At 71.8% G+C, this 18,657-nt stretch carries 19 protein-coding genes; 12 read left to right on the top strand and 7 right to left on the bottom strand.

Translation table 11 applies throughout. The annotated features are described in order from the left end of the window. Positions 1-18 precede the first annotated feature (18 nt). Positions 19-507, bottom strand: a complete 489-nt coding sequence (locus ACO07H_RS17090) for a GlcG/HbpS family heme-binding protein (RefSeq protein ID WP_422016295.1) — start codon at positions 505-507, stop codon at positions 19-21. 111 nt (positions 508-618) lie between these two features. Between ACO07H_RS17090 and ACO07H_RS17085 the strand changes: the two genes are divergently transcribed. Both ACO07H_RS17085 and ACO07H_RS17080 read left to right on the top strand, forming a co-directional pair. After that, entirely contained in the window at positions 619-1,299 is a 681-nt protein-coding gene (locus tag ACO07H_RS17085; RefSeq protein ID WP_422018651.1) for a heavy metal response regulator transcription factor, read from the top strand. After that, positions 1,296-2,723, top strand: a complete 1,428-nt coding sequence (locus ACO07H_RS17080) for a heavy metal sensor histidine kinase (protein WP_422016293.1) — start codon at positions 1,296-1,298, stop codon at positions 2,721-2,723. Before ACO07H_RS17085 ends, ACO07H_RS17080 begins: the two co-directional genes overlap by 4 nt. Position 2,724: 1 nt before the next feature. Here ACO07H_RS17080 and ACO07H_RS17075 read toward each other — a convergent pair whose 3' ends face one another. From ACO07H_RS17075 to ACO07H_RS17060, 4 genes are all read right to left on the bottom strand, one after another. Continuing rightward, the gene (locus ACO07H_RS17075) at positions 2,725-3,015 is read right to left on the bottom strand and encodes a late competence development ComFB family protein (RefSeq protein ID WP_422016291.1); all 291 of its coding nucleotides are present in this window, start codon (positions 3,013-3,015) and stop codon (positions 2,725-2,727) included. 45 nt (positions 3,016-3,060) lie between these two features. After that, entirely contained in the window at positions 3,061-4,161 is a 1,101-nt protein-coding gene (nadA, locus tag ACO07H_RS17070) for a quinolinate synthase NadA (protein WP_422016289.1), read from the bottom strand. A gap of 137 nt (positions 4,162-4,298) precedes the next feature. Further along, the gene (locus tag ACO07H_RS17065) at positions 4,299-5,243 is read right to left on the bottom strand and encodes a hypothetical protein (protein ID WP_422016287.1); all 945 of its coding nucleotides are present in this window, start codon (positions 5,241-5,243) and stop codon (positions 4,299-4,301) included. 62 nt (positions 5,244-5,305) lie between these two features. Then, positions 5,306-6,145 carry an AraC family transcriptional regulator gene (locus ACO07H_RS17060; RefSeq protein ID WP_422016285.1) on the bottom strand — a complete coding sequence of 280 codons (840 nt, stop codon included), beginning with the start codon at positions 6,143-6,145 and terminating at the stop codon, positions 5,306-5,308. Positions 6,146-6,215: 70 nt separating this feature from the next. Between ACO07H_RS17060 and ACO07H_RS17055 the strand changes: the two genes are divergently transcribed. From ACO07H_RS17055 to ACO07H_RS17010, 10 genes are all read left to right on the top strand, one after another. Beyond that, on the top strand, positions 6,216-7,472 hold the full coding sequence (locus ACO07H_RS17055) for an MFS transporter (protein WP_422016283.1): 1,257 nt from the start codon (positions 6,216-6,218) through the stop codon (positions 7,470-7,472). Then, positions 7,472-7,885, top strand: a complete 414-nt coding sequence (arr, locus tag ACO07H_RS17050; protein ID WP_422016281.1) for an NAD(+)--rifampin ADP-ribosyltransferase — start codon at positions 7,472-7,474, stop codon at positions 7,883-7,885. Before ACO07H_RS17055 ends, arr begins: the two co-directional genes overlap by 1 nt. A gap of 92 nt (positions 7,886-7,977) precedes the next feature. Continuing rightward, entirely contained in the window at positions 7,978-9,078 is a 1,101-nt protein-coding gene (locus ACO07H_RS17045) for an AI-2E family transporter (RefSeq protein ID WP_422016279.1), read from the top strand. Positions 9,079-9,164: 86 nt separating this feature from the next. Beyond that, complete coding sequence (locus tag ACO07H_RS17040; protein ID WP_422016277.1) at positions 9,165-10,880, top strand: thiamine pyrophosphate-binding protein; 1,716 nt, start codon at positions 9,165-9,167, stop codon at positions 10,878-10,880. A 282-nt stretch (positions 10,881-11,162) separates the two neighbouring features. Continuing rightward, positions 11,163-11,570, top strand: a complete 408-nt coding sequence (locus tag ACO07H_RS17035; protein WP_422016275.1) for a GreA/GreB family elongation factor — start codon at positions 11,163-11,165, stop codon at positions 11,568-11,570. Between the two features lie 88 nt (positions 11,571-11,658). After that, positions 11,659-12,540, top strand: coding sequence for a universal stress protein (locus ACO07H_RS17030; protein WP_422016273.1), 882 nt, complete (start codon positions 11,659-11,661; stop codon positions 12,538-12,540). Then, complete coding sequence (locus tag ACO07H_RS17025; protein WP_422016271.1) at positions 12,509-12,736, top strand: RNA-binding S4 domain-containing protein; 228 nt, start codon at positions 12,509-12,511, stop codon at positions 12,734-12,736. The genes ACO07H_RS17030 and ACO07H_RS17025 overlap by 32 nt, the downstream gene beginning before the upstream one ends. A gap of 384 nt (positions 12,737-13,120) precedes the next feature. After that, positions 13,121-15,490: a pectate lyase family protein gene (locus tag ACO07H_RS17020; RefSeq protein WP_422016269.1), complete on the top strand. Its 2,370-nt coding sequence runs from the start codon at positions 13,121-13,123 to the stop codon at positions 15,488-15,490. 24 nt (positions 15,491-15,514) lie between these two features. Beyond that, the gene (locus tag ACO07H_RS17015) at positions 15,515-16,288 is read left to right on the top strand and encodes a PEP-CTERM sorting domain-containing protein (protein ID WP_422016267.1); all 774 of its coding nucleotides are present in this window, start codon (positions 15,515-15,517) and stop codon (positions 16,286-16,288) included. 26 nt (positions 16,289-16,314) lie between these two features. Then, positions 16,315-17,151, top strand: a complete 837-nt coding sequence (locus ACO07H_RS17010) for a PEP-CTERM sorting domain-containing protein (RefSeq protein ID WP_422016265.1) — start codon at positions 16,315-16,317, stop codon at positions 17,149-17,151. 21 nt (positions 17,152-17,172) lie between these two features. Here the strand turns inward: ACO07H_RS17010 and ACO07H_RS17005 are convergent, their stop codons facing one another. After that, positions 17,173-17,889: a substrate-binding periplasmic protein gene (locus ACO07H_RS17005; RefSeq protein WP_422016263.1), complete on the bottom strand. Its 717-nt coding sequence runs from the start codon at positions 17,887-17,889 to the stop codon at positions 17,173-17,175. Continuing rightward, positions 17,886-18,653, bottom strand: a complete 768-nt coding sequence (gene serB / locus ACO07H_RS17000; RefSeq protein WP_422016261.1) for a phosphoserine phosphatase SerB — start codon at positions 18,651-18,653, stop codon at positions 17,886-17,888. Before serB ends, ACO07H_RS17005 begins: the two co-directional genes overlap by 4 nt. Positions 18,654-18,657: the final 4 nt, after the last annotated feature.

The following is an 18,657-nucleotide window of genomic DNA, read 5'->3' as shown; positions in this document are numbered from 1 at the left end:
AAAAGGGGCGGGGAGGAGTCAGCGCACGGTGCGCAGGCTCTGCGCGCCAGCGGCGGCGCAGCGGTCGTCGGGTTCGGGGCCGCCGCCGCCCGCCACGCCGATCGCACCCAGCACCGTGCCGGCTTCTGCCAGCGGATGGCCGCCGCCGAGCAGCAGCAGTTCGGGCAGCGCGGCCAGGTTGCGGGTATCGGGCTGGGCGGCGGCCTGCCGGGCCAGTTCCAGCGTCGGCCGGCGGGTGGACGCGGCGGTGTAGGCCTTGCGGCGTGCGGCCTCCAGGTTGTGGTGGCCGACGCCGTCACCGCGCTGCAGCAACAAGGTCTGGCCGTCGGCGTTGACGACCGCGATGGCCATGGGCGTGGCCGCGCAGGCCTGGGCAGCCGCGGCCACCGACGTGGCCTGGGCCAGCGTCAGCGGCAGCGGGGCAGCCGGGGTCGTGGCGCTGGCGTGGCCCGGCAGGCCCAGAGCCAGCAGGGCAGCGGTGCAAGAGAGGGTGAATGATGGGCGCATGGCGGCACTCTAGGCAGTGGCGCAGGGCAGTGCGCTGACCACGGGATGACATCTTTGTCATGTGCGACCGGCGCCGTTGCAGGCATGCTTGTGGCCGAGGAGATGGATGCGATGCGCCTACTGGTGGTCGAAGACGAGCCCAAGACAGCGGACTACCTGCGCAAGGGCCTGCGCGAATGTGGCTACGTGGTCGACGTGGTAAGCGACGGGCACAGCGGCCTGCACTGGGCGCTGGAGTCGGACTACGACCTGCTCGTGCTGGACCTGATGCTGCCGGGCCTGGACGGCCGTGAGGTGCTGCGGCGGCTGCGCGAGCGCCGCGCCACGCCGGTGCTGCTGCTGACCGCGCGCGACTCGGTCCAGGACCGCGTGCAGGGCCTGGAGCTTGGTGCCGACGACTATCTTGTGAAGCCTTTCGCGTTCGCCGAGCTGGTGGCCCGCATCCGCAGCCTGCTGCGGCGCGGGCCGCCGCGCCAGGCCGAGGTGATCGAAGTGGGCGAGCTGCGCATGAATGTGCCGGCCCGCGTGCTGACCCGCGGCGGCGAGCGGGTGCACCTCAGCGCACGTGAGTTCACGTTGCTGGAGCTGCTGATGCGGCGCCAGGGCGAGGTGTTGTCGCGCGGGCAGATCGCGTCGCTGGTGTGGGACATGAACTTCGACAGCGACACCAACGTCGTGGACGTGGCCGTGCGGCGGCTGCGCCAGCGCATCGGCGACCCGGTGCCCGGGCGCTGGATCCACACGGTGCGCGGCATGGGCTATGTCTGCGAACTGCGCGAGCCCGAGGCATGAGGCCGCGCGCGCTCGGGCTGGTGGCCCGCATGGCGCTCGGCGCCGCGCTGGGCGCGGCGCTGCTGACGGCCCTGCTGGGCGGGCTGACCTATGCCGCGCTGGCCCAGCAGTGGGTGCGCAGCGACGAACGCGCGCTGCTGGGCAAGCTGCGCCAGGTCAGCACGCTGCTGGCCCAGTCGGCCAGCCCCGGCCTGCTGATCGAGCAGCCGCGCTACCTCAGGGACAGCATGAGCGGGGAGGGCAATGCCATCGTGCGGCTGCTCGGCGCGGATGGCCGGCTGCTGCTGGAGATCAACGCAGCCGGGCTGGCCCTGCCAGCCGCGCCGCCGGTGGCCGATGCGGAACGCGCGTCGGTCGATTCCCTCGTGCACTGGCAGACCGCCGCGGGTACGCCGGCTGCAGTCGTGTCGGCCCAGGGCCGGCTGGGGCCCGCGCCGCAGGGCCAGGCGGTGCTGATCACCGTCGCCCGCGTCTTCCATGAACGTGACGACGCGCTGCGTGCCAACCGCCGCCAGCTGGCCGGGCTGGCCGCGCTGGTGGCGCTGGCCAGCGGGCTGGCGGCGGCTGCGGCCATGGCCTGGGTGCTGCGGCCGCTGCGCAGGCTGGCGCACGAGGCGGCCGACGTACGGATCGACCGGCTCGAACGGCGCCTGAACGTCCCCGCGCTGCCCGAGTTCGCGGGCCTGGCCCAGGCGGTGAATCGCATGCTGGACCGCCTGCAGCAGGGCTTCGAGCGCCTGAGCGGCTTTGCGGCTGACCTGGCCCATGAGCTGCGCACGCCGCTGGGCAATCTGCGCGGCCAGACCCAGGTGGCGCTGGCCCATCCCCGCGATGCACACAGCTACCGCCAACTGCTGGAGTCCAACCTGGAAGAGTTCGAACGGCTGCAGCGCATGACCGACGGCATGCTCTTCCTCGCGCGGGCCGACCATGGCCATGTGGCCCTGGCGTTTCAGGCCCTGGACGCCGCAGCGGAGTTGCGGCGCCAGGCCGACTATTTCGAGGATCTGGCGGACGAACGCGGCCTGCGGCTGCTGGTGCAGGCCGCGCCGGCGGGCGGGCCGCCGCTGCAGGCCGACCCCACGCTGCTGCGCCGGGCGCTGGCCAATGTCGTGTCCAACGCGATCCGCCATGCGCAGGCGCCGGGTGACGTGGTGTTGCAAGGTCGCCGCGAGCCGGGCGCCTGGCTGTTGACGATCAGCAACCCGGCGCTGCCGCTGGACCCGCCCCGGCTTGATCAGCTGTTCGAGCGCTTCTACCGCGCCGATCCAGCGCGGCCAGGCTCGAGCCAGGGGGCGGGCCTGGGCCTGTCGATCGTGCGCTCCATCCTGCAATTGCACGGGGGCAGTGCCACGGTCAGCCAGGCCGAGGGCCGCCTGACGCTCGCGCTGCGCTGGCCCGATGCGGCGGGCCCGCCGCCCTGACTCACTTGCGCGCCCGCAGCGCCGTGCGCGCCTGCACGAAGTTGAACGCATAGGCGACCGCATCGGCGATGGCGTTGTCGATCTCCAGGCGTTCGTGCTCGGTCAGGTAGAAGCTGAAGTCCACCTCGTGGCGGATGTAGCGCGGCTGCAGGCGGTTCAGCGCCACGCAGGCGACGTCGCAGAGCAGGTCGTTGCTGCTGGCGATGTCCGGGAAGTCCTTGGACGAGTCCATCACGGCGCCGAAGACTTCGCGCTCGTGGTGGTTGTAGAGGGAGCTGAAGTCGGCGTTCATGGCGGAGGCCTCGTCAAGGACAGGGGATGCGGGTTTATAGCGCCATCAGGCCGCGCCGATGCCGGGGGTCATGCCCGCTGCCGCCTTCTTCCTGGCAGCCGTGAAATCCAGCATGCGGTTGATGCAGGCCTGGGCCTTCACGCGGATGGCTTCGTCGACCTGGATCTCGGGCTGGCCGCTCTCCAGGCAGTCGACGAGATTGGCCAGGCCGTTCATCGCCATCCAGGGGCAGTGCGCGCAGCTCTTGCAGGTGGCGCTGTTGCCGGCCGTGGGCGCCTCGATCAGCCGCTTGCCCGGCGCCAGCTGGCGCATGCGGTGCAGGATGCCGTTGTCCGTCGCGACGATGTAGGCCGGCGCGTTGCCCTCGACAACGGCCTTGATGAGCGCCGACGTGGAGCCGACGACATCGGCCTGCTCGACGACGCTCTTGGGCGACTCGGGGTGCACCAGCACCAGCGCGCCCGGGTGCTGCTCGCGCAGGATCTCCAGCTCCAGCCCGCGGAACTCGTCGTGCACGATGCAGGCGCCGTTCCACATCAGCATGTCGGCGCCGGTCTGCTCCTGGATGTAGCGGCCCAGGTGGCGGTCGGGCGCCCACAGGATCTTCTCGCCGCGGGCGTGCAGGCTGGAGACGATCTCCAGCGCGCAGGAGCTGGTCACCATCCAGTCGGCGCGCGCCTTCACGGCGGCGCTGGTGTTGGCGTAGACGACGACGCGCCGGTCCGGGTGGGCGTCGCAGAAGGCGGCAAACTCGTCTGCGGGGCAGCCCAGGTCCAGCGAGCAGGTGGCGTCCAGGTCGGGCATCAGCACGCGCTTCTCGGGGCTGAGGATCTTGGCCGTCTCGCCCATGAAGCGCACGCCGGCCACCACCAGCGTCTGCGCCGCGTGGTCGCGGCCGAAGCGGGCCATCTCCAGCGAGTCGGACACGATGCCGCCGGTCTGCAGCGCCAGGTCCTGCAGCACGCCGTCCACGTAGTAGTGGGCGACGAGGACGGCGTTGTGCTTGGCCAGCAGCGCGCGGGCGCGCTCGACCAGCGCGTTGCGCTCGGGCGGCGTCAGCGGCGCGGGCACCTTGGCCCAGGCGTGGGCGGTGGAGCAGGCGCCGGCGGCATCCTGCCGCGTGTAGTCGAACAACTGGGATTCCATGCGGGTGCGTCTATTGAGTCTTCTTGCGGAAATGCTAGACGGCTTCGGGCGGTTCTGCCGGGTTGTGGGCACGGGCGGCCGTCGCGCGGGCCGTGCCGCAGCGGTGGGATTGTCGACGCCGGCCGCCGCCGGTCCGCTCAGGGCAGCCGCAGCGTGTCGCTCTCCCGCACGCGCGCCGTGCTGCTGGGCTGGTTGTCGAAGCGGTAGGTCACGCTCAGCAGCTTGCGGCGGCCGGGCGCCGGGTCGAAGCCGAACAAGTCGTTGCCCACCTCGGCCTCGAAGCGGTCGCCGCGCACCTGGGCGCGCAGCGCCTGCGTCACGTCGCTCCATGCACCGTCGACGCCGTAGCTCGCGCTCTCGATGACGAGGCGGCCGGGCGGTGGCGCGGGTGGCCGCCTCGGGCCGCCCCAGTCGCCGCCGCCCCAGCCGATGAACTGCGCGCCGTCCACCGTTGAATACTCGGCATATTCGAAGCTGCGTTCGCGGCCGTTGCGGTCGCGGGCGACGATGCGCAGTCGTTTGGTCTGGCCCGGGTCGGGGTCCACGCCGAAGGTCTCGTTGCCCATGCGAAAGCGCTGGTCGCGCCGGGCCAGCTCGCGCAGGCGGTCGGTCACGTCCACCTCACGGCGCTGCGTGCCGTAGGTGGCGTAGAGGATGGTGAACTCGCCGCTGTCGCGGCCACCGTCGCGGAAGTCGTCGTTGCGCCCGCCGCCTGGCTGCCAGCTGCCCGAGTCGCCCCACTTGCCGCTGCGCCAGCCGATGAAGCGCGCGCCGTCGATCCAGTCGCGTTCACGGTACTCGAGCGTGCGGTCCTGCCCCTGCCGGTCGCGCGCAATGATGCGCAGCGTCTTCGTGCGGCCCGGTGCCGGGTCCACGCCGAACAACTCGTTCGTGAGCCGCACGCGCTGGTCGCGCCGCGCCAGCTCGCGCAGCCGGGCGGTCACGTCGACCTGCTTGCCGATGACGCCGTAGCGCGCCTGCACGATGACGAATTCACCGTCGTCGTCGCGAGCGACCGCGGCCAGCGGCAAGCCCGCCAGCAGGGTGCTGCCAAGGCCCAGGGCCAGTTGGCGTCGATGCATGTTCGTTTCCCGCAGTGGAGGAGGGGGCATCGTCGCACGCGCCTGCGCGCGCCGGCCGGCCCTCAGGCGTGATCGAAGAACCGCCGCGGCGGCATGCCGACCGTGCGGCTGACCATGGCCGTGAAGGCACTCGCGCTGGCATAGCCCAGTTCGGCGGCGATGTGGCTCATCGGCCGGCCGCGCGCGGCCAGCGTCAGCGCGTGGGCCAGCAGCACCTGCGAACGCCATTGCGCGAAGCTGGTGCCGAGCTGCTCGCGGAACAGCCGGCTCAGCGTGCGCGGGCTGGCACCCGCCTCGGCGGCCCACGCCTGCAGCCCGGCATGGCGGCCGGGCTCGCGCAGCATGGCCTCGCACAGCCTGCGCAGCCGCGCGTCCTGCGGCAGCGCCACACCCAGCGCCAGCGCGCGCGCCCGTTTCAGCTCGATGACCACCAGGTGCTCGATCCCGCGGCGCCGCTCGGCGTCGTCGGCGGCTTCCGCCGGCAGCGGGTCCGGCAGCGCGGGCAGGGCCAGCACCAGCGCACGCATCAGCGGCGACACCTCCAGCACCCGGCCCACCTGCCAGGCGTCACCTTCCAGCAGGCCCGTGCCGACGTAGAGCGTGCGCAGGTCGCACCGTTCGATGGCCGTCACGGCATGCACCAGACCCGGCGGGATCCAGACCGCGCGGGACGGCGGCACGATGTAGGTGGCCGAGGCGGCCGGCCAGGCGGCCGCCTGGATGCCGTCGGTGCTGACGCGCACGGCGCCGGTCATCGAGAAGACGAACTGCCCCCAGTCGTGGCGGTGGGGCTGGATGTCGGTCTGGTGTTCCAGCACGCGGGACTTGGCACGCAGCGGGCGGGCCGGTGTCGGCGCGAAGCGCTCGGGCGAGAAGGCGGGAACGCTGAGGCGGCTGGCCATGACCGGATTTCGACAGAACTTGACGAACCATCGTAACCGGGCCGGCAGCGAAGCCCCTAGAGTGGCGGGCATGGTGACCGCACTCGCTTCCTCCCTCGACGCCAGCCGCCAGCGCCGGCGCGACATCACGACGATCTCGACCATCGGCGTCGCGCACGGCACCTCGCACTTCTTCCACATGCTGCTGCCGCCGCTGTTCCCGGCGTTCATCCAGGCGTTCGGCCTGAGCTATTCGGAGCTGGGCCTGCTGGTGACGACCTTTTTCATCATCTCGGGCGCGGGCCAGGCGCTGTCGGGCTTCATCGTCGACCGCGTCGGCGCGCGGCCGGTGCTGTTCTTCGCGATGGGCTGCTTCACGGTGGCGTCGGTCGCGGCGGGGCTCGCGCAGGGCTTCGGCGGCCTGATGCTGGCGGCGGCGCTCGCCGGCCTGGGCAATGCGCCGTTCCACCCGGCGGACTTCACCATCCTGAACAAGCGCGTCTCGCAGCCGCGCCTGGGCCATGCCTTCTCGGTCCACGGCATCACGGGCAACCTGGGCTGGGCGTTCGCACCGGTGTTCTCCATCGGCATCGCCGAGGCGACCGGCAACTGGCGCTTCGCCTACCTGGGCACCGCGCTGGTCGCGCTCGCCGTCATGGGCCTGCTGTTCTGGCAGCGCGCTGCCATCGACGACCGCCAGGGCGAGTGGCATCACGCCAAACCGGCCGCCGGCGCGAAGGTCGAGCACCCGATGGCCTTCCTGAAGCTGCCGTCCGTGTGGCTGTGCTTCTCCTTCTTCTTCTGGAGCACGGCGGCGCTGTCGGCCATCCAGAGCTTCGCCAGCCCTGCGCTGCAGAAGGCCTACGGCCTGCCCGCCACGCTGACCGCCTACGTCGTCACCGGCTACATGCTGGCGGGTGCCGCCGGCATGGTGTTCGGCGGCTTCCTGGTCGCCCGCGCCGAGAAACTGGAGCGCACCATCGCGCTGGCCATGGCGTTCGCAGCCGCGCTGCTGCTGCTGACGGCCAGCGGCGTGCTGCCCGGCCTGGTGGCCGCCGTCGTCGCGGCGCTGGCCGGCTTCGGCACCGGCGTGGCGGGCCCGTCGCGCGACATGCTGATCAAGCGCGCCTCGCCACCGGGCGCCACGGGGCGCGTCTACGGCACGGTGTATTCGGGCCTGGACGTGGGTTTCGCGGTGGCGGCGCCGGTGTTCGGCGCGCTGATGGACCGCGGCGTGACGCTGGGCATCTTCGGCGGCGCGGCGCTGGCGCTGATCATGGGCATCGCGTCGGCCGGCCTCGTGGGCCTGGGCCTGAGCCGCAGGTCCTTGGGCGCGGTGCCGGCCTGATGGACGCGCCGGCCATTGCGGCGCCGCCGTACTACCACGGCACCAAGGCGGACCTGAAGCCCGGGGACCTGATCCGGCCCGGCCATGCCTCCAACTACGGCCAGCGCCGACAGGCCAGGCACGTCTATCTCACTGCCACGCTGGACGCGGCCATCTGGGGTGCGGAGCTGGCCATGGGCGAAGGCCGTGGCCGCATCTACATCGTCGAGCCGACGGGCGAGATCGTCGACGACCCCAATTTGACGGACAAGAAGTTCCCCGGCAATCCGACGAAGTCGTACCGCTCGCGCGAGGCACTGCGGGTGACGGGCGAGGTGTCGGACTGGCAAGGCCATTCGGCGGATCAGTTGAGGGCCATGCACGAGCACCTCGCACGCCTGAAGGCCCAGGGCATCGAGGCCGTCGACGACTGACGCACCGAGCCGGCGTGCGCCTGCATGGCGAGGGCCGTCCGGCCCGTACCATGCGCAACACCGCCCGCCCTCGGGCCGACCCGCCGCGCCGCATGAAATTCAAGAACTTCGCCACCTCGCCCCTGCTGGAGCACAACGCCTTCCTGGCACTGCTGATGGCGGTCAGCGCGGCATTCGTGTGGATCCTGCTGCCGTTCAGCGGCGCGGTGTTCTGGGGGGCGGTGATCGCCATCGTCTTCATGCCGGTCCACGCGGGGCTGCTGCGCAAGTGGAAGCAGCGGCGCACGCTGGCCGCGCTCGCGACGGTGTTCCTGGTCGTGCTCATGGTGGTGCTGCCGCTGATCTTCCTGACCGGCATGCTGGTGAAGGAGGGCGCCGCGCTGTACCAGCGCATGCAGTCCGGCGAGACGGACTTCCCGCGCTATTTCGAGCAGGTCATCGGCGTGCTGCCGGGCTGGGCGCACGACCTGCTGGAGCATTTCGGGCTGACCGACCTCAAGGAGATCCAGACCCGCATCACCGACGCCGTCGGGCGCGGCAGCCAGGCGATCGCGACCTATGTCTACAGCATGGGCCAGAACGCGCTGGACTTCGTGGTCGGCTTCTTCGTGATGCTGTACCTGGCGTTCTTCCTGCTGCGCGACGGCATGGCGCTGAGCCAGCGCATCCGCGCGGCCGTGCCGCTGGCGCCCGAGCACCGCAAGCACCTGGCGGCGAAGTTCATCACCGTGATCCGCGCCACCGTCAAGGGCAACATCCTGGTCGCCGCCGCGCAGGGCGCCCTCGGGGGCCTGGCGTTCTGGTTCTTCGGCATCAAGGGGGCGCTGCTGTGGGCGGTGCTGATGGCCTTCCTGTCGCTGCTGCCGGCCATCGGCGCAGGCCTGATCTGGGGGCCGGTGGCCATCTACTTCCTGGTCACGGGCGCGATCTGGCAGGGTGTGGCGCTGATCACCTACGGCGTGCTGGTCATCGGCCTCGTGGACAACGTGCTGCGCCCCATCCTGGTCGGCAAGGACACGCAGATGCCCGACTACCTGGTGCTGATCTCCACCATCGGCGGCATGGCCGTGTTCGGCATCAACGGCTTCGTCATCGGCCCGGTCATCGCGGCGATGTTCATGGCGGTGTGGGACTTGTTCACGGTCGCACGTGAGGAGGGCGAGGCGCAGACGCAGGCGCAAGAGGCGCCGTGAGCGTGGCCGTCTTGCCGACACCGCAGGTTATGGCTGGCCCCCTCGTGTCAATGCCGTGGGGCGTGGCGGCCGGCTAAAGTGGCCACATGACTAGACAAGCTGCAACTTCGCGCCTGGCCGGCCACGCCCTCGTGGAGGCGCTGGTCGCCCAGGGCGTCGACACGGCCTTCGGCGTGCCGGGCGAGAGCTACCTCGCCGTGCTCGACGGCTTCCACGAGCACGCCGGCAAGATCCGCTTCATCGCCTGCCGCCAGGAAGGCGGCGCGGCCTTCATGGCCGAGGCGCAGGGCAAGCTGACCGGCCGCCCGGGCATCTGCTTCGTGACCCGCGGCCCGGGCGCGACCAACGCCAGCATCGGCCTGCACACGGCCTTCCAGGACTCGACGCCGATGATCCTGTTCATCGGCCAGGTCGCCAGCGACCAGCGCGACCGCGAAGCCTTCCAGGAGGTGGACTACCGCCAGATGTTCGGCCCCGGCACGCTGGGCATGGCCAAGTGGGTGGGCGAGGTGCACGACGCCGAGCGGCTGCCGGAGTACGTGGCCCGCGCCTTCCACACCGCGATACAGGGCCGGCCCGGCCCCGTGGTGCTGGTGCTGCCCGAGGACATGCTGACCCAGCCCATCACGGCGCCCGTCGTCGCGCCCGCGCGGCCGGCCGAAAGCGCGCCGACGCCGGCCGCGCTGGCCGAACTCCGCGAGCGCCTCGCCGCGGCGCAGCGGCCGCTGGTCATCGCCGGCGGCGGCGGCTGGACGCCTGGGGCCACGGCCGCCTTGCAGACGTTTGCCGAGGCGTGGCAGCTGCCCGTGGGCTGCGCCTTCCGCTTCCAGGACCTGTTCGACAACGCGCACCCGAACTACGCGGGCGACGTGGGCATCGGCATCAATCCGAAGCTGGCCGAGCGCGTGAAGGCTGCCGACCTCATCCTCGCCATCGGCCCGCGCCTGGGCGAGATGACCACCGGCGGCTACACGCTGCTGCAGGCGCCGCGTCCCGCGCAGCAACTCATCCACCTCCATGCCGGCGCCGAGGAGCTGGGCCGCGTCTACACGGCCGAGCTGCTCATCAACGCCAGCATGAGCCAGGCCGCGCCGGCGCTCGCGGCGCTGGCGCCGCCCGCCAGCATCGCGTGGCGCGACTGGACGGCCTCCGCCAACGCCGACTACCAGGCCAACCTGGTGCCCACGCCGGTCGCGCCGCTGGACATGGCCGAGGTCATCCGCCTGCTGGACGCCAAGCTGCCCGAGGGCACCGTCTTCACGAACGGCGCCGGCAACTACAGCGGCTGGCTGCACCGCTTTCACCGCTACACCGGGCTGCACCGCTTCGGCAAGACGCAGCTCGCGCCGACCTCCGGCGCGATGGGCTACGGCGTGCCGGCCGCTGTCGCTGCGGCCTTGCTCCAGCAGGACCGCTGGGTCGTCAACATCGCCGGCGACGGCGACTTCCTGATGACGGGCCAGGAGCTGGCCACGGCCACGGGCTACGGCGCAAGCAAGCTGCTGGTCATCGTCGTCGACAACGGCACCTACGGCACCATCCGCATGCACCAGGAGCGCGAGTACCCGGGCCGCGTGTCGGGCAGCGACCTGTTCAACCCGGACTTCGCCCAGCTGGCCGAAGCCTACGGTTTCCTGGCCGTGAAGGCGGAGAGTACCGACCAAGTCGGCCCGGCGCTGGATGCGGCCATCGCGGCCGGCAAGCCGGCGCTGCTGCACCTGCGCCTGTCCAGCGACGTGAGCACCTCCCGCGCGACGCTGACGGCCATCCGCGACGCGGCGCGGCAGCGCCTGGGCCGCTGAGCCCGGCCGCCGGTGCCTGCGTCCGGCGTGGCGCACTGGGGCACAATGCGCACCGCCATGCCATACACGGTTCAACTGCAACGCCTCATGCCCGTCGCCGACGCGTCGGCGGGCACGCGTGCGGCCGTGGCCTTGCAGCGCCCGGCCGCAGATTCCTGAGCCCGGCGATCCACCTCCCTCTCCCCACGTAGCGCAACCTCGATCGCCGGGCCCACCCCCAGCGCGATGCCGTGCCGCCGCGCCGTTCTTTCGGCGGCGGCCGGCCCTGATCGAGGCCTTGCCATGTTTCCCGTGTCTTCCACGGCGGTCGCCGACCGCCTGCTCAGCGAACTCGACCACCAGCGCCTGCGGCGCCTGGCGCTGCAGCACGAGCCGTTGCAGGACCTGCTGGACAGCGCCGAACTGCTGCCCCCGGCGCAACTGCCGGCCGACGTCGTGTCGATGAACTCCGAGGTCGAGGTGGTCGACCCCGCGCGCGGTCAGCCGCAGCGCCTGACGCTGTGCTACCCCGCCGAGGCCCGGCCCGAACTCGGGTGCATCTCGGTGCTGTCACCGGTGGGTCTGAGCCTGCTGGGCCGCGCCGTGGGCGCCGAGCTGAGGTGGCCCAGCCCGGCCGGCCGCAGCGGCGCCCGGCTGCGCATCCAGGCGCTGCTGTACCAGCCCGAGTCCAGCGGCGACCTCAGCCGCTGACACCTCACCACTGACGCCCTCCCGCCCGTGGCCTGTCGCCCGGCGGGCTGCGCCGCCCTGGGCGGCTTCCGGCCAAGGACCCGTTTCCATGATGACTTCCCTGCTTCTCGTCACCGACTTCTCGGCGGCTGCCGACCATGCCGTGCAGCGCGCCGTGCTGCTGGCCCGCCGCCACGGGGCCGCACTGGCCCTGGCCCATCTGGCCGGCAGCGGCCCACCCGACGCGGCCGAGCGCCTGCCGCGCTGCGCGGCGATGCTGGCGCGCCGGCACCGCCTGCCGGTGCGTGCGCTGGGCACGCTGGACGAGGCCGGCCTGCGCGAGGCCGCCACCGCGCTCCCCGCTGTGCTGGTGCTGGGCTGGCCGGCTCCGGAGATACCTGGGTTGGGCGGCCTGCGCCGCTCGCTGGCGCGGCGGCTGCTCGCGCCGCAGTGCCGTCCGTTGCTGGTCGTGCGCGGCCCAGCCGTGCAGGCCTATGCCCGACCGCTGGTGGCGCTGGGCACGGCGCCGGTGTGCGCCGAGGACATGCTGCAGGCTGCGGCAGCCTTCGCGCCGGACGCCGTGATCGAGCTTTTTCATGCGGTCGATACGCGCACGGAGATGCGGCTGACCGTGGCGCAAGCCTCGGTGCGCAGCCTGGGTGCCTACCAGCAGGCGCTGGACCGCCAGGCGCACCAGCACCTGCGCCGGGCCAGCAGCGTGCTGGACGCCCGCCGCAACCGCCTGCTCTACACGCTCGGCCGTGGCGACCCCGCGCAGCAGATCCTCGTGCAGCAGGAGCACGGGCGCGCCGACCTGGTCGTCGTCGGCCAGGCCCAGCGCCCGCGCTGGCTGTCGTGGCTGACCGGCAGCACCGCCGCCTCGCTGTTGCCGCGCGTCGGTTGCGACCTGCTCATCTGGCCCGAGCCTGCCGTCGGGGCGAACTGCCAGAATGCGGCCGATGCAGGTCCACACGCTAGAGCTCCGCGGTGAGCACATCGAACTCGACAAGCTGTTGAAGGCCACCGGCCTGGCCGACAGCGGCGGCCAGGCGCGCGCCTTCATCGCCGCAGGCGAGGTCACCGTGGACGGCCAGGTCGAGCTGCGCAAGACGGCCAAGATGCGTGCGGGGCAGACGGTGCAGTTCAACGGCGAACAGGTGAACGTGGTGGCCGCGAGGACTCCGTAGAAGTCCTCCCCGCACCTCAGGGATTGCCCGGCGTTGACCGTCAATCCAAAAAACGAAACACTGTTCCAACTTCTCGACGACTGACATCCAGCAGCGGCCGCCACCGGGTGGCCGCGGATCCAGCCGGCCGGGCAGTGCGAGGCGCCTGCCGCGTCCGCTCTCCCTCCCGATGCCCCTGCGAGCCGGTGCCCGCGCGGGCTGAAGCACCCCTCGGCCTGCCGCCGACTCCCTCCCGTTCGTTGCTGTCCCCACGCTGCATGCGCCACCCCTGACGGGCCGGTGCGGGGCGGGCCTGTGCCCGCCAGACGGCGAGCGGCGGCACGGCGGACTGCCGCAGTAAGCACAACTAGGCGCGCGCCGTGAGCGCAGCGCCAGGAGACAGTCATGACCCCACGCATCCCGCGGCGAGGCCTCCTCGCCTCGTCCATCTCGCTCGGCCTGCTTGCCTGTGGCGGCGGCCAGGACGGCGCGTCGACGCTGAGCCTCCAATCCAGCCAGCAGGCCACGGCGGCCCGCCTGGACGCCACGGCCGGCGAATCCGCCACCGTGCGGGCCGCCGCCACGGCAGCCGCCCGCGACCCGCGGCCCATCCCGCCGGCGCCCGCGCCCGTCATCGACGCCGTCAGCCTGACCGACACCACGGCGCCGCTGCTGTTCGACATCGGCGACCGCACCTATGCCGCGCCCACCACCATCAGCGGCCTGCACAACCCGAGCAACTACCGCGCCGCGCCCAAGCTGCCAGCCTGGCAGTTCGCCACCGTCGACCCCACCGGCGGCACGCTGACCTTCGAACGCGAGACCGCGCCCGACATCGGCTGGCACGGCCAGTCGCGCAAGGGCAAGGTGCTGGTCACCGGCGGCTCGTCGGCCGCGCCCAACCGCATCTACACGGTGTTCAACAAGGAGCAGCTGCTCGCCGCGCTGCGCGAGGCGAAGAACGAGCCCAAGATCATCCGCATCGTCGGCCACATCGACTTCCGCTGGCGCGACAACAACACGGTGTTCGAGGAGTACACGGGCTTCCTGGACCAGAAGAACGGCGGCTCGTTCTCCATCCCGTCCAACACCACGCTGGTCGGCATCAACGACAGCAACGGCCGCCCGGCGCGCATCACCGGCACGCAGATCCTCATCGGCATCGAGGCCGCCACGACGGCGGCCGGCTCGGAGGCCGACTTCAAGGCCTGGGTCGCCGCGGGCAAGGACCCGGAGCTGTTCCCGACCTGGACGCGCAACATCATCGTGCGCAACCTCGCCATCGACACGCCCTGGGACGTCAACCCCGAGGACAGCGACAACGCCTACATGGACGGCGTGACCATCACGCGCGGCCAGCAGATCTGGTTCGACCACGTGACCATCAGCGACGGCGACACGCCCGACTCGCTGGCCAGCGACACCCGCCACGACGGCGCGCTGGACATCGTGCGCGGCAGCGACTACGTCACCGTCTCCAACAGCATCTTCACGAAGCACCACAAGAACAGCCTGGTCGGCAACGGCGACTCCGGCCGCGCCTGGAGCGACGCCGGCCGCCTGCACGTGACGCTGACCGGCAACTGGTGGGACCACGCCTACAGCCGCCTGCCGCTGGTGCGTTTCGGCCAGCTGCACCTGTACAACAACCTCATCGCCGGCAGCACCTCCACCAGCGACAGCGACCGCAAGTTCGGCTCGGGCCTGGACGTGCGCTACCAGTCCGACGTGATCTCGGAGAACAACTTCTACGAGTTCACCGGCCTCAAGCCCAAGGAGGTCTGCGGCAAGCTGGCCGGCGGCAAGGACGCCATCAGCTTCCGCAGCAGCGGCCACCGCTTCATCAGCGACAAGGGTGACGACGGCAAGCCGATGACCTCGGTCATCGACGTCGAGCTGCAGGGCTGCGACAGCCTGCCCGTCAAGCAGAACTGGGTGCCGCCTTACGCCTACACGGTGCGCAGCGCGGACAGCATCCGCGACGCGATCCGCACCACGTCCGGCGCCGGCCGCCTGGGCCTGTACGCGACGCAAGGTCCGGCGCCGTCGCCGCTGCCCGGCTCGCCCGCGCCCAGCCCGGCGCCGACACCGTCTCCGTCTCCGTCTCCGTCGCCTTCCCCCAGCCCGAGCCCGTCCCCGAGCCCGGCCCCGTCGCCCACGCCCAACCCGCCGCCGCTGATCCCCGGCACGGCCTGCACCGTCACGCTGCCCTGCAGCGACGGCGGCGGCGAGGCGGTGCTGAGCCCGCTGGTCACGGTGCCCGTGCCCGCGGCGGCCTATGTGCAGGAGACCGGCACCTACACGCTGTCCGGTGCCGGTGTCATCAACACGGGCAGCCCCTACACCTTCAACTTCAAGTACACGGCGCTGGTGGGCGACTTCACGTTCACGGCCCGCCTCGTCAGCCAGGGCGGCAGCGCAGACTCGGCCCGCGCCGGCATCGTCGCGGCCGACGGCGTGAGCGGCACACCCGTCTACGCCTGGACGGCGCGCTATGCCAGCACCGGCGAAATCCGCGCGGCCACCAACGGCAACAACCGCGCCAACCTCAGCGGCTTCACGAGTTCGACGCCGCCGGTCTGGGTGCGCGTGCAGCGCCGCGGCAACGCCGTGTACTCGGCCGCATCCAGCGACGGCGTGACCTGGGCCGAGAAGACCAACCTCAGCGTCACGGCCGCCACGATGGTCGTGGGCCTGGCGCTGTCCTCAGGCAGCAACAGCGCAGTCGTCACGGCCGATTTCGACAACGTGACCATCGTCGGCGGCGGCCGCTGACCGGACCCCCAAGGAGACCTACCCATGAAGTTCAAACGACAACTGCTGGCTGCCGCGCTGTGCAGCCTTTCGATGGCCCTGCCGTTCGGCCCCGCCTGGGCCGGCGCGACCACCGAGGTGGCCTACGCCTCGCTGACCGCGGCCACCACGGTCAGCTTCAACGAGCTGCTGGCCAACCCGTTCGACAGCGTGCTGATCGAAGGCCTGCTGACCAGCGGCGGCGTGCAGTTCGGCGAGCGCTTCGCCGGCCAGGAGCTGGCCATCGCGAAGGCGCCGCGCCCGGGCGCGGTCGCGCAGGACTGGTTCGACGACCTCAGCTTCGGCAGCCCCACCGCGGGCCTGACACTGCTGGCCGGCGCGCTGGGTGCCAACCTGGGGGCCTACCACTACGGTGACGGCTATGGTGCCGCGCTGGCCGGCATCGGCCCGCAGAACGCCGACGGCAGCGACCCGTTCGGCTTCGGCGCGATCTCGGCCCGCTTCGCCGCACCGGTGTCGGGCCTGGGCCTGCAACTGCGCGACGCCGATGGCGGCGCCATCACGCTGAGCCTGTACCGCAGCGACGGCAGCCTCATCGAGGCGGTGGACCTCGGCGGCCGCAGCGACGGCTTCTATGCCTTCACCCGCACCGGCGGCGCGGCCGACATCGCCGGCTTCACGCTGACGAACCGCGACAGCTACTACGGCATCGCCATCGACAACCTCGTGCTGGCCGCGCCGGTGCCCGAGCCGGCGTCCGCGCTGCTGGCGCTGGGCGGCCTCGCCGTCCTCACGCTCGCGCGCCGCCGCCGCGCCTGACACCCCCACGACAACGGAGACATTCCATGAAGCACATCAGCAAGCTGATCGCCCTCGCGGCCCTGGCCGCCTCCCTCGGTGGCGCACAGGCCGCCGGCACCTCGCTGGGCACCAGCGACTTCGCCTTCACCGGCCTGAACGTCAACACCACGGTGGGTGGCTGGTCCTTCGTGACCTTCGTCGACCTCGCCGCCGGCACGACGATCTACTTCACCGACACCAACGTGCTGCAGACCACGCCGTCGGCCGGTGTGTTCTCGGCGACCGCCGAGACCTTCTGGTCCTGGACGGCCTCGGCCGACGTGGCCGCCGGCACCTCGGTGGCGCTGCTGGGCACGGGCGTCAACGGGCAGTACGCGGCCAAGTCCGGCGCGGCCGGCGGCACGGCCAATGGCACGGTCACCAACCTGAACGGCGGCGCGTCCAACATCTCCAGCGGCGGCGACATCCTGTACGCCTACCAGGCGGCGTCGTACGCGACGAACTACCAGCCGGGGTCCATCACCTTCCTGGGCGCCATCAGCAACCGCGCCACGCCGTATGCGACGTCGGACAACCCGTTCGCCGCGACCGGCCTGAGCGGCATCCAGGTGCGCGAGTTCCGCGGCAGCGCGGACACGCGCTACACGCAGTTCACGGCGCAGATCACGACCACCGACACGCCGTATGCGTCGCTGGAGGAGCTGAAGGCCGCGCTGGCCGTGGAGGGCAACTGGACCACCAGCGCCACCGCCACCAGCGCGCCCATCGTCGCCGACGTGCTGGCCGTCACCGCCGTGCCGGAGCCCGAGAGCTATGCGCTGATGCTGGCCGGCCTGGCCGCCGTGGGCGGGATCGCGCGGCGTCGCCAGCCGCAGCGCTGAGGCGGCCGACAGGCGCGGCGGTCAGCGGTAGCGCGACAGGATGCGCTCCACGCTGCCGTCGCGCACCATCTCCCTGACGGCCTGATCCAGCCGCTCCAGCGGCAGCTTGCGCGCCAGCGTGAAGGCGCAGTGCGTGCGGTAGCGGGCGGTCTGCAGCGCGGCCCTCAGGCCGTCCCTGGGGTGCAGCTTGTTGTAATACGCCAGCGTGATCTGCTCGGTCAGCGCGTAGTGGGTGCGGTGCGCCGTCAGCTTGCGCAGGTTGATCAGCATGCTGGGCGCGTCGTCGCGCACGAACCCCGTGCCCAGCGCCTGCTCGAACTGCGGGTAGCGGTAGGCGTGCACGGTGCCCAGCGGCTGGCCGGCGAGGTCGGCGATGCCCGTGATAGCCGGCGCCTGCGGGTGCGCGGCCACCACGCCGGCGTGCTCCAGCACGGGCGGGCTCCAGTGGAAGCTGCCGTCGATCCAGTCCCGCGCGACGTAGCACACGCCGTCGGCCTCGCCGGCAGCCAGCACCTGCGCGACGCGCCGGGGCGGCACGGCGACGTACTCGACGGCACGGCCCATGCGCTCGGCAAGCGCGTCGCTGATGTCCTTGACGATGCCGCTCACGAACCGGCCCTGCTCGAAGCCGCCGAACGGCATCGCATGGTTCAGCGGCGCGATGAAGCGCAGCGGCGGCTCTGCGGCGTGCACCTGCCCCGGCAGGGTGCAGGCCAGCAGCAGCGCCGCCAGCCTCATGGCCTCACGAGCTCCAGCAAGCGATCCAGCCCGCCGTCGTTGATGGCCACCATGGCCTGCTCGCGCACCCTGGGCTTGGCGTGATACGCGACCGACAGGCCGGCCGCCCCCATCATCAAGAGGTCGTTGGCGCCGTCGCCCACGGCCATCGCCCGCTCGGGCGAGCAGCCGGTGCGCGCGCAGCAGTCCAGCAGCATCCGGCGCTTCTGCTCGCCGTCGCAGATGTCGCCCCAGTCCTGCATGACGAGGCCGCCGGTGAGGGCGCCGTCCACGATCTCCAGCTCGTTGCTGCGCACGAAATCCATGCCCAGCTCGGCTGCCACGTGCCGCGTGAAGTACGTGAAGCCGCCCGACACCAGCACCAGTTTCAGGCCCGCGGCCTTCATCGCCGCGCACAACTCGCGCGCGCCGGGGTTGAACGTCAGCCGCTCGGCCAGCACGCGGTCCAGCACCGTGGCGGGCACGCCGGCCAGCAGGGCCAGGCGGCGGCGCAGGCTGTCCCTGAAATCGGTGATCTCGCCGCGCATCGCCGCTTCGGTGATGGCGGCCACCTCGGGCCCCTTGCCGGCGAGCGCGGCGATCTCGTCGATGCATTCGATGCCGATCAGCGTCGAATCCATGTCGAACGCGGCGAGCTTGAAGAACGACAGCGGCGGCAGTGCGGAGCCGGCATTGACGACGAGGCCGGCAGGAGCGGTGGAGGTCACGGTGTCGGTGCGAAGCGGGAACTGCGGACGATTATCCCGGTCACGGGCCCGACCCATCCAA

The organism is Roseateles sp. (assembly GCF_965229315.1).
Taxonomy (GTDB): domain Bacteria; phylum Pseudomonadota; class Gammaproteobacteria; order Burkholderiales; family Burkholderiaceae_C; genus Pelomonas.
This window is presented reverse-complemented; position numbering and strand designations above follow the sequence as displayed.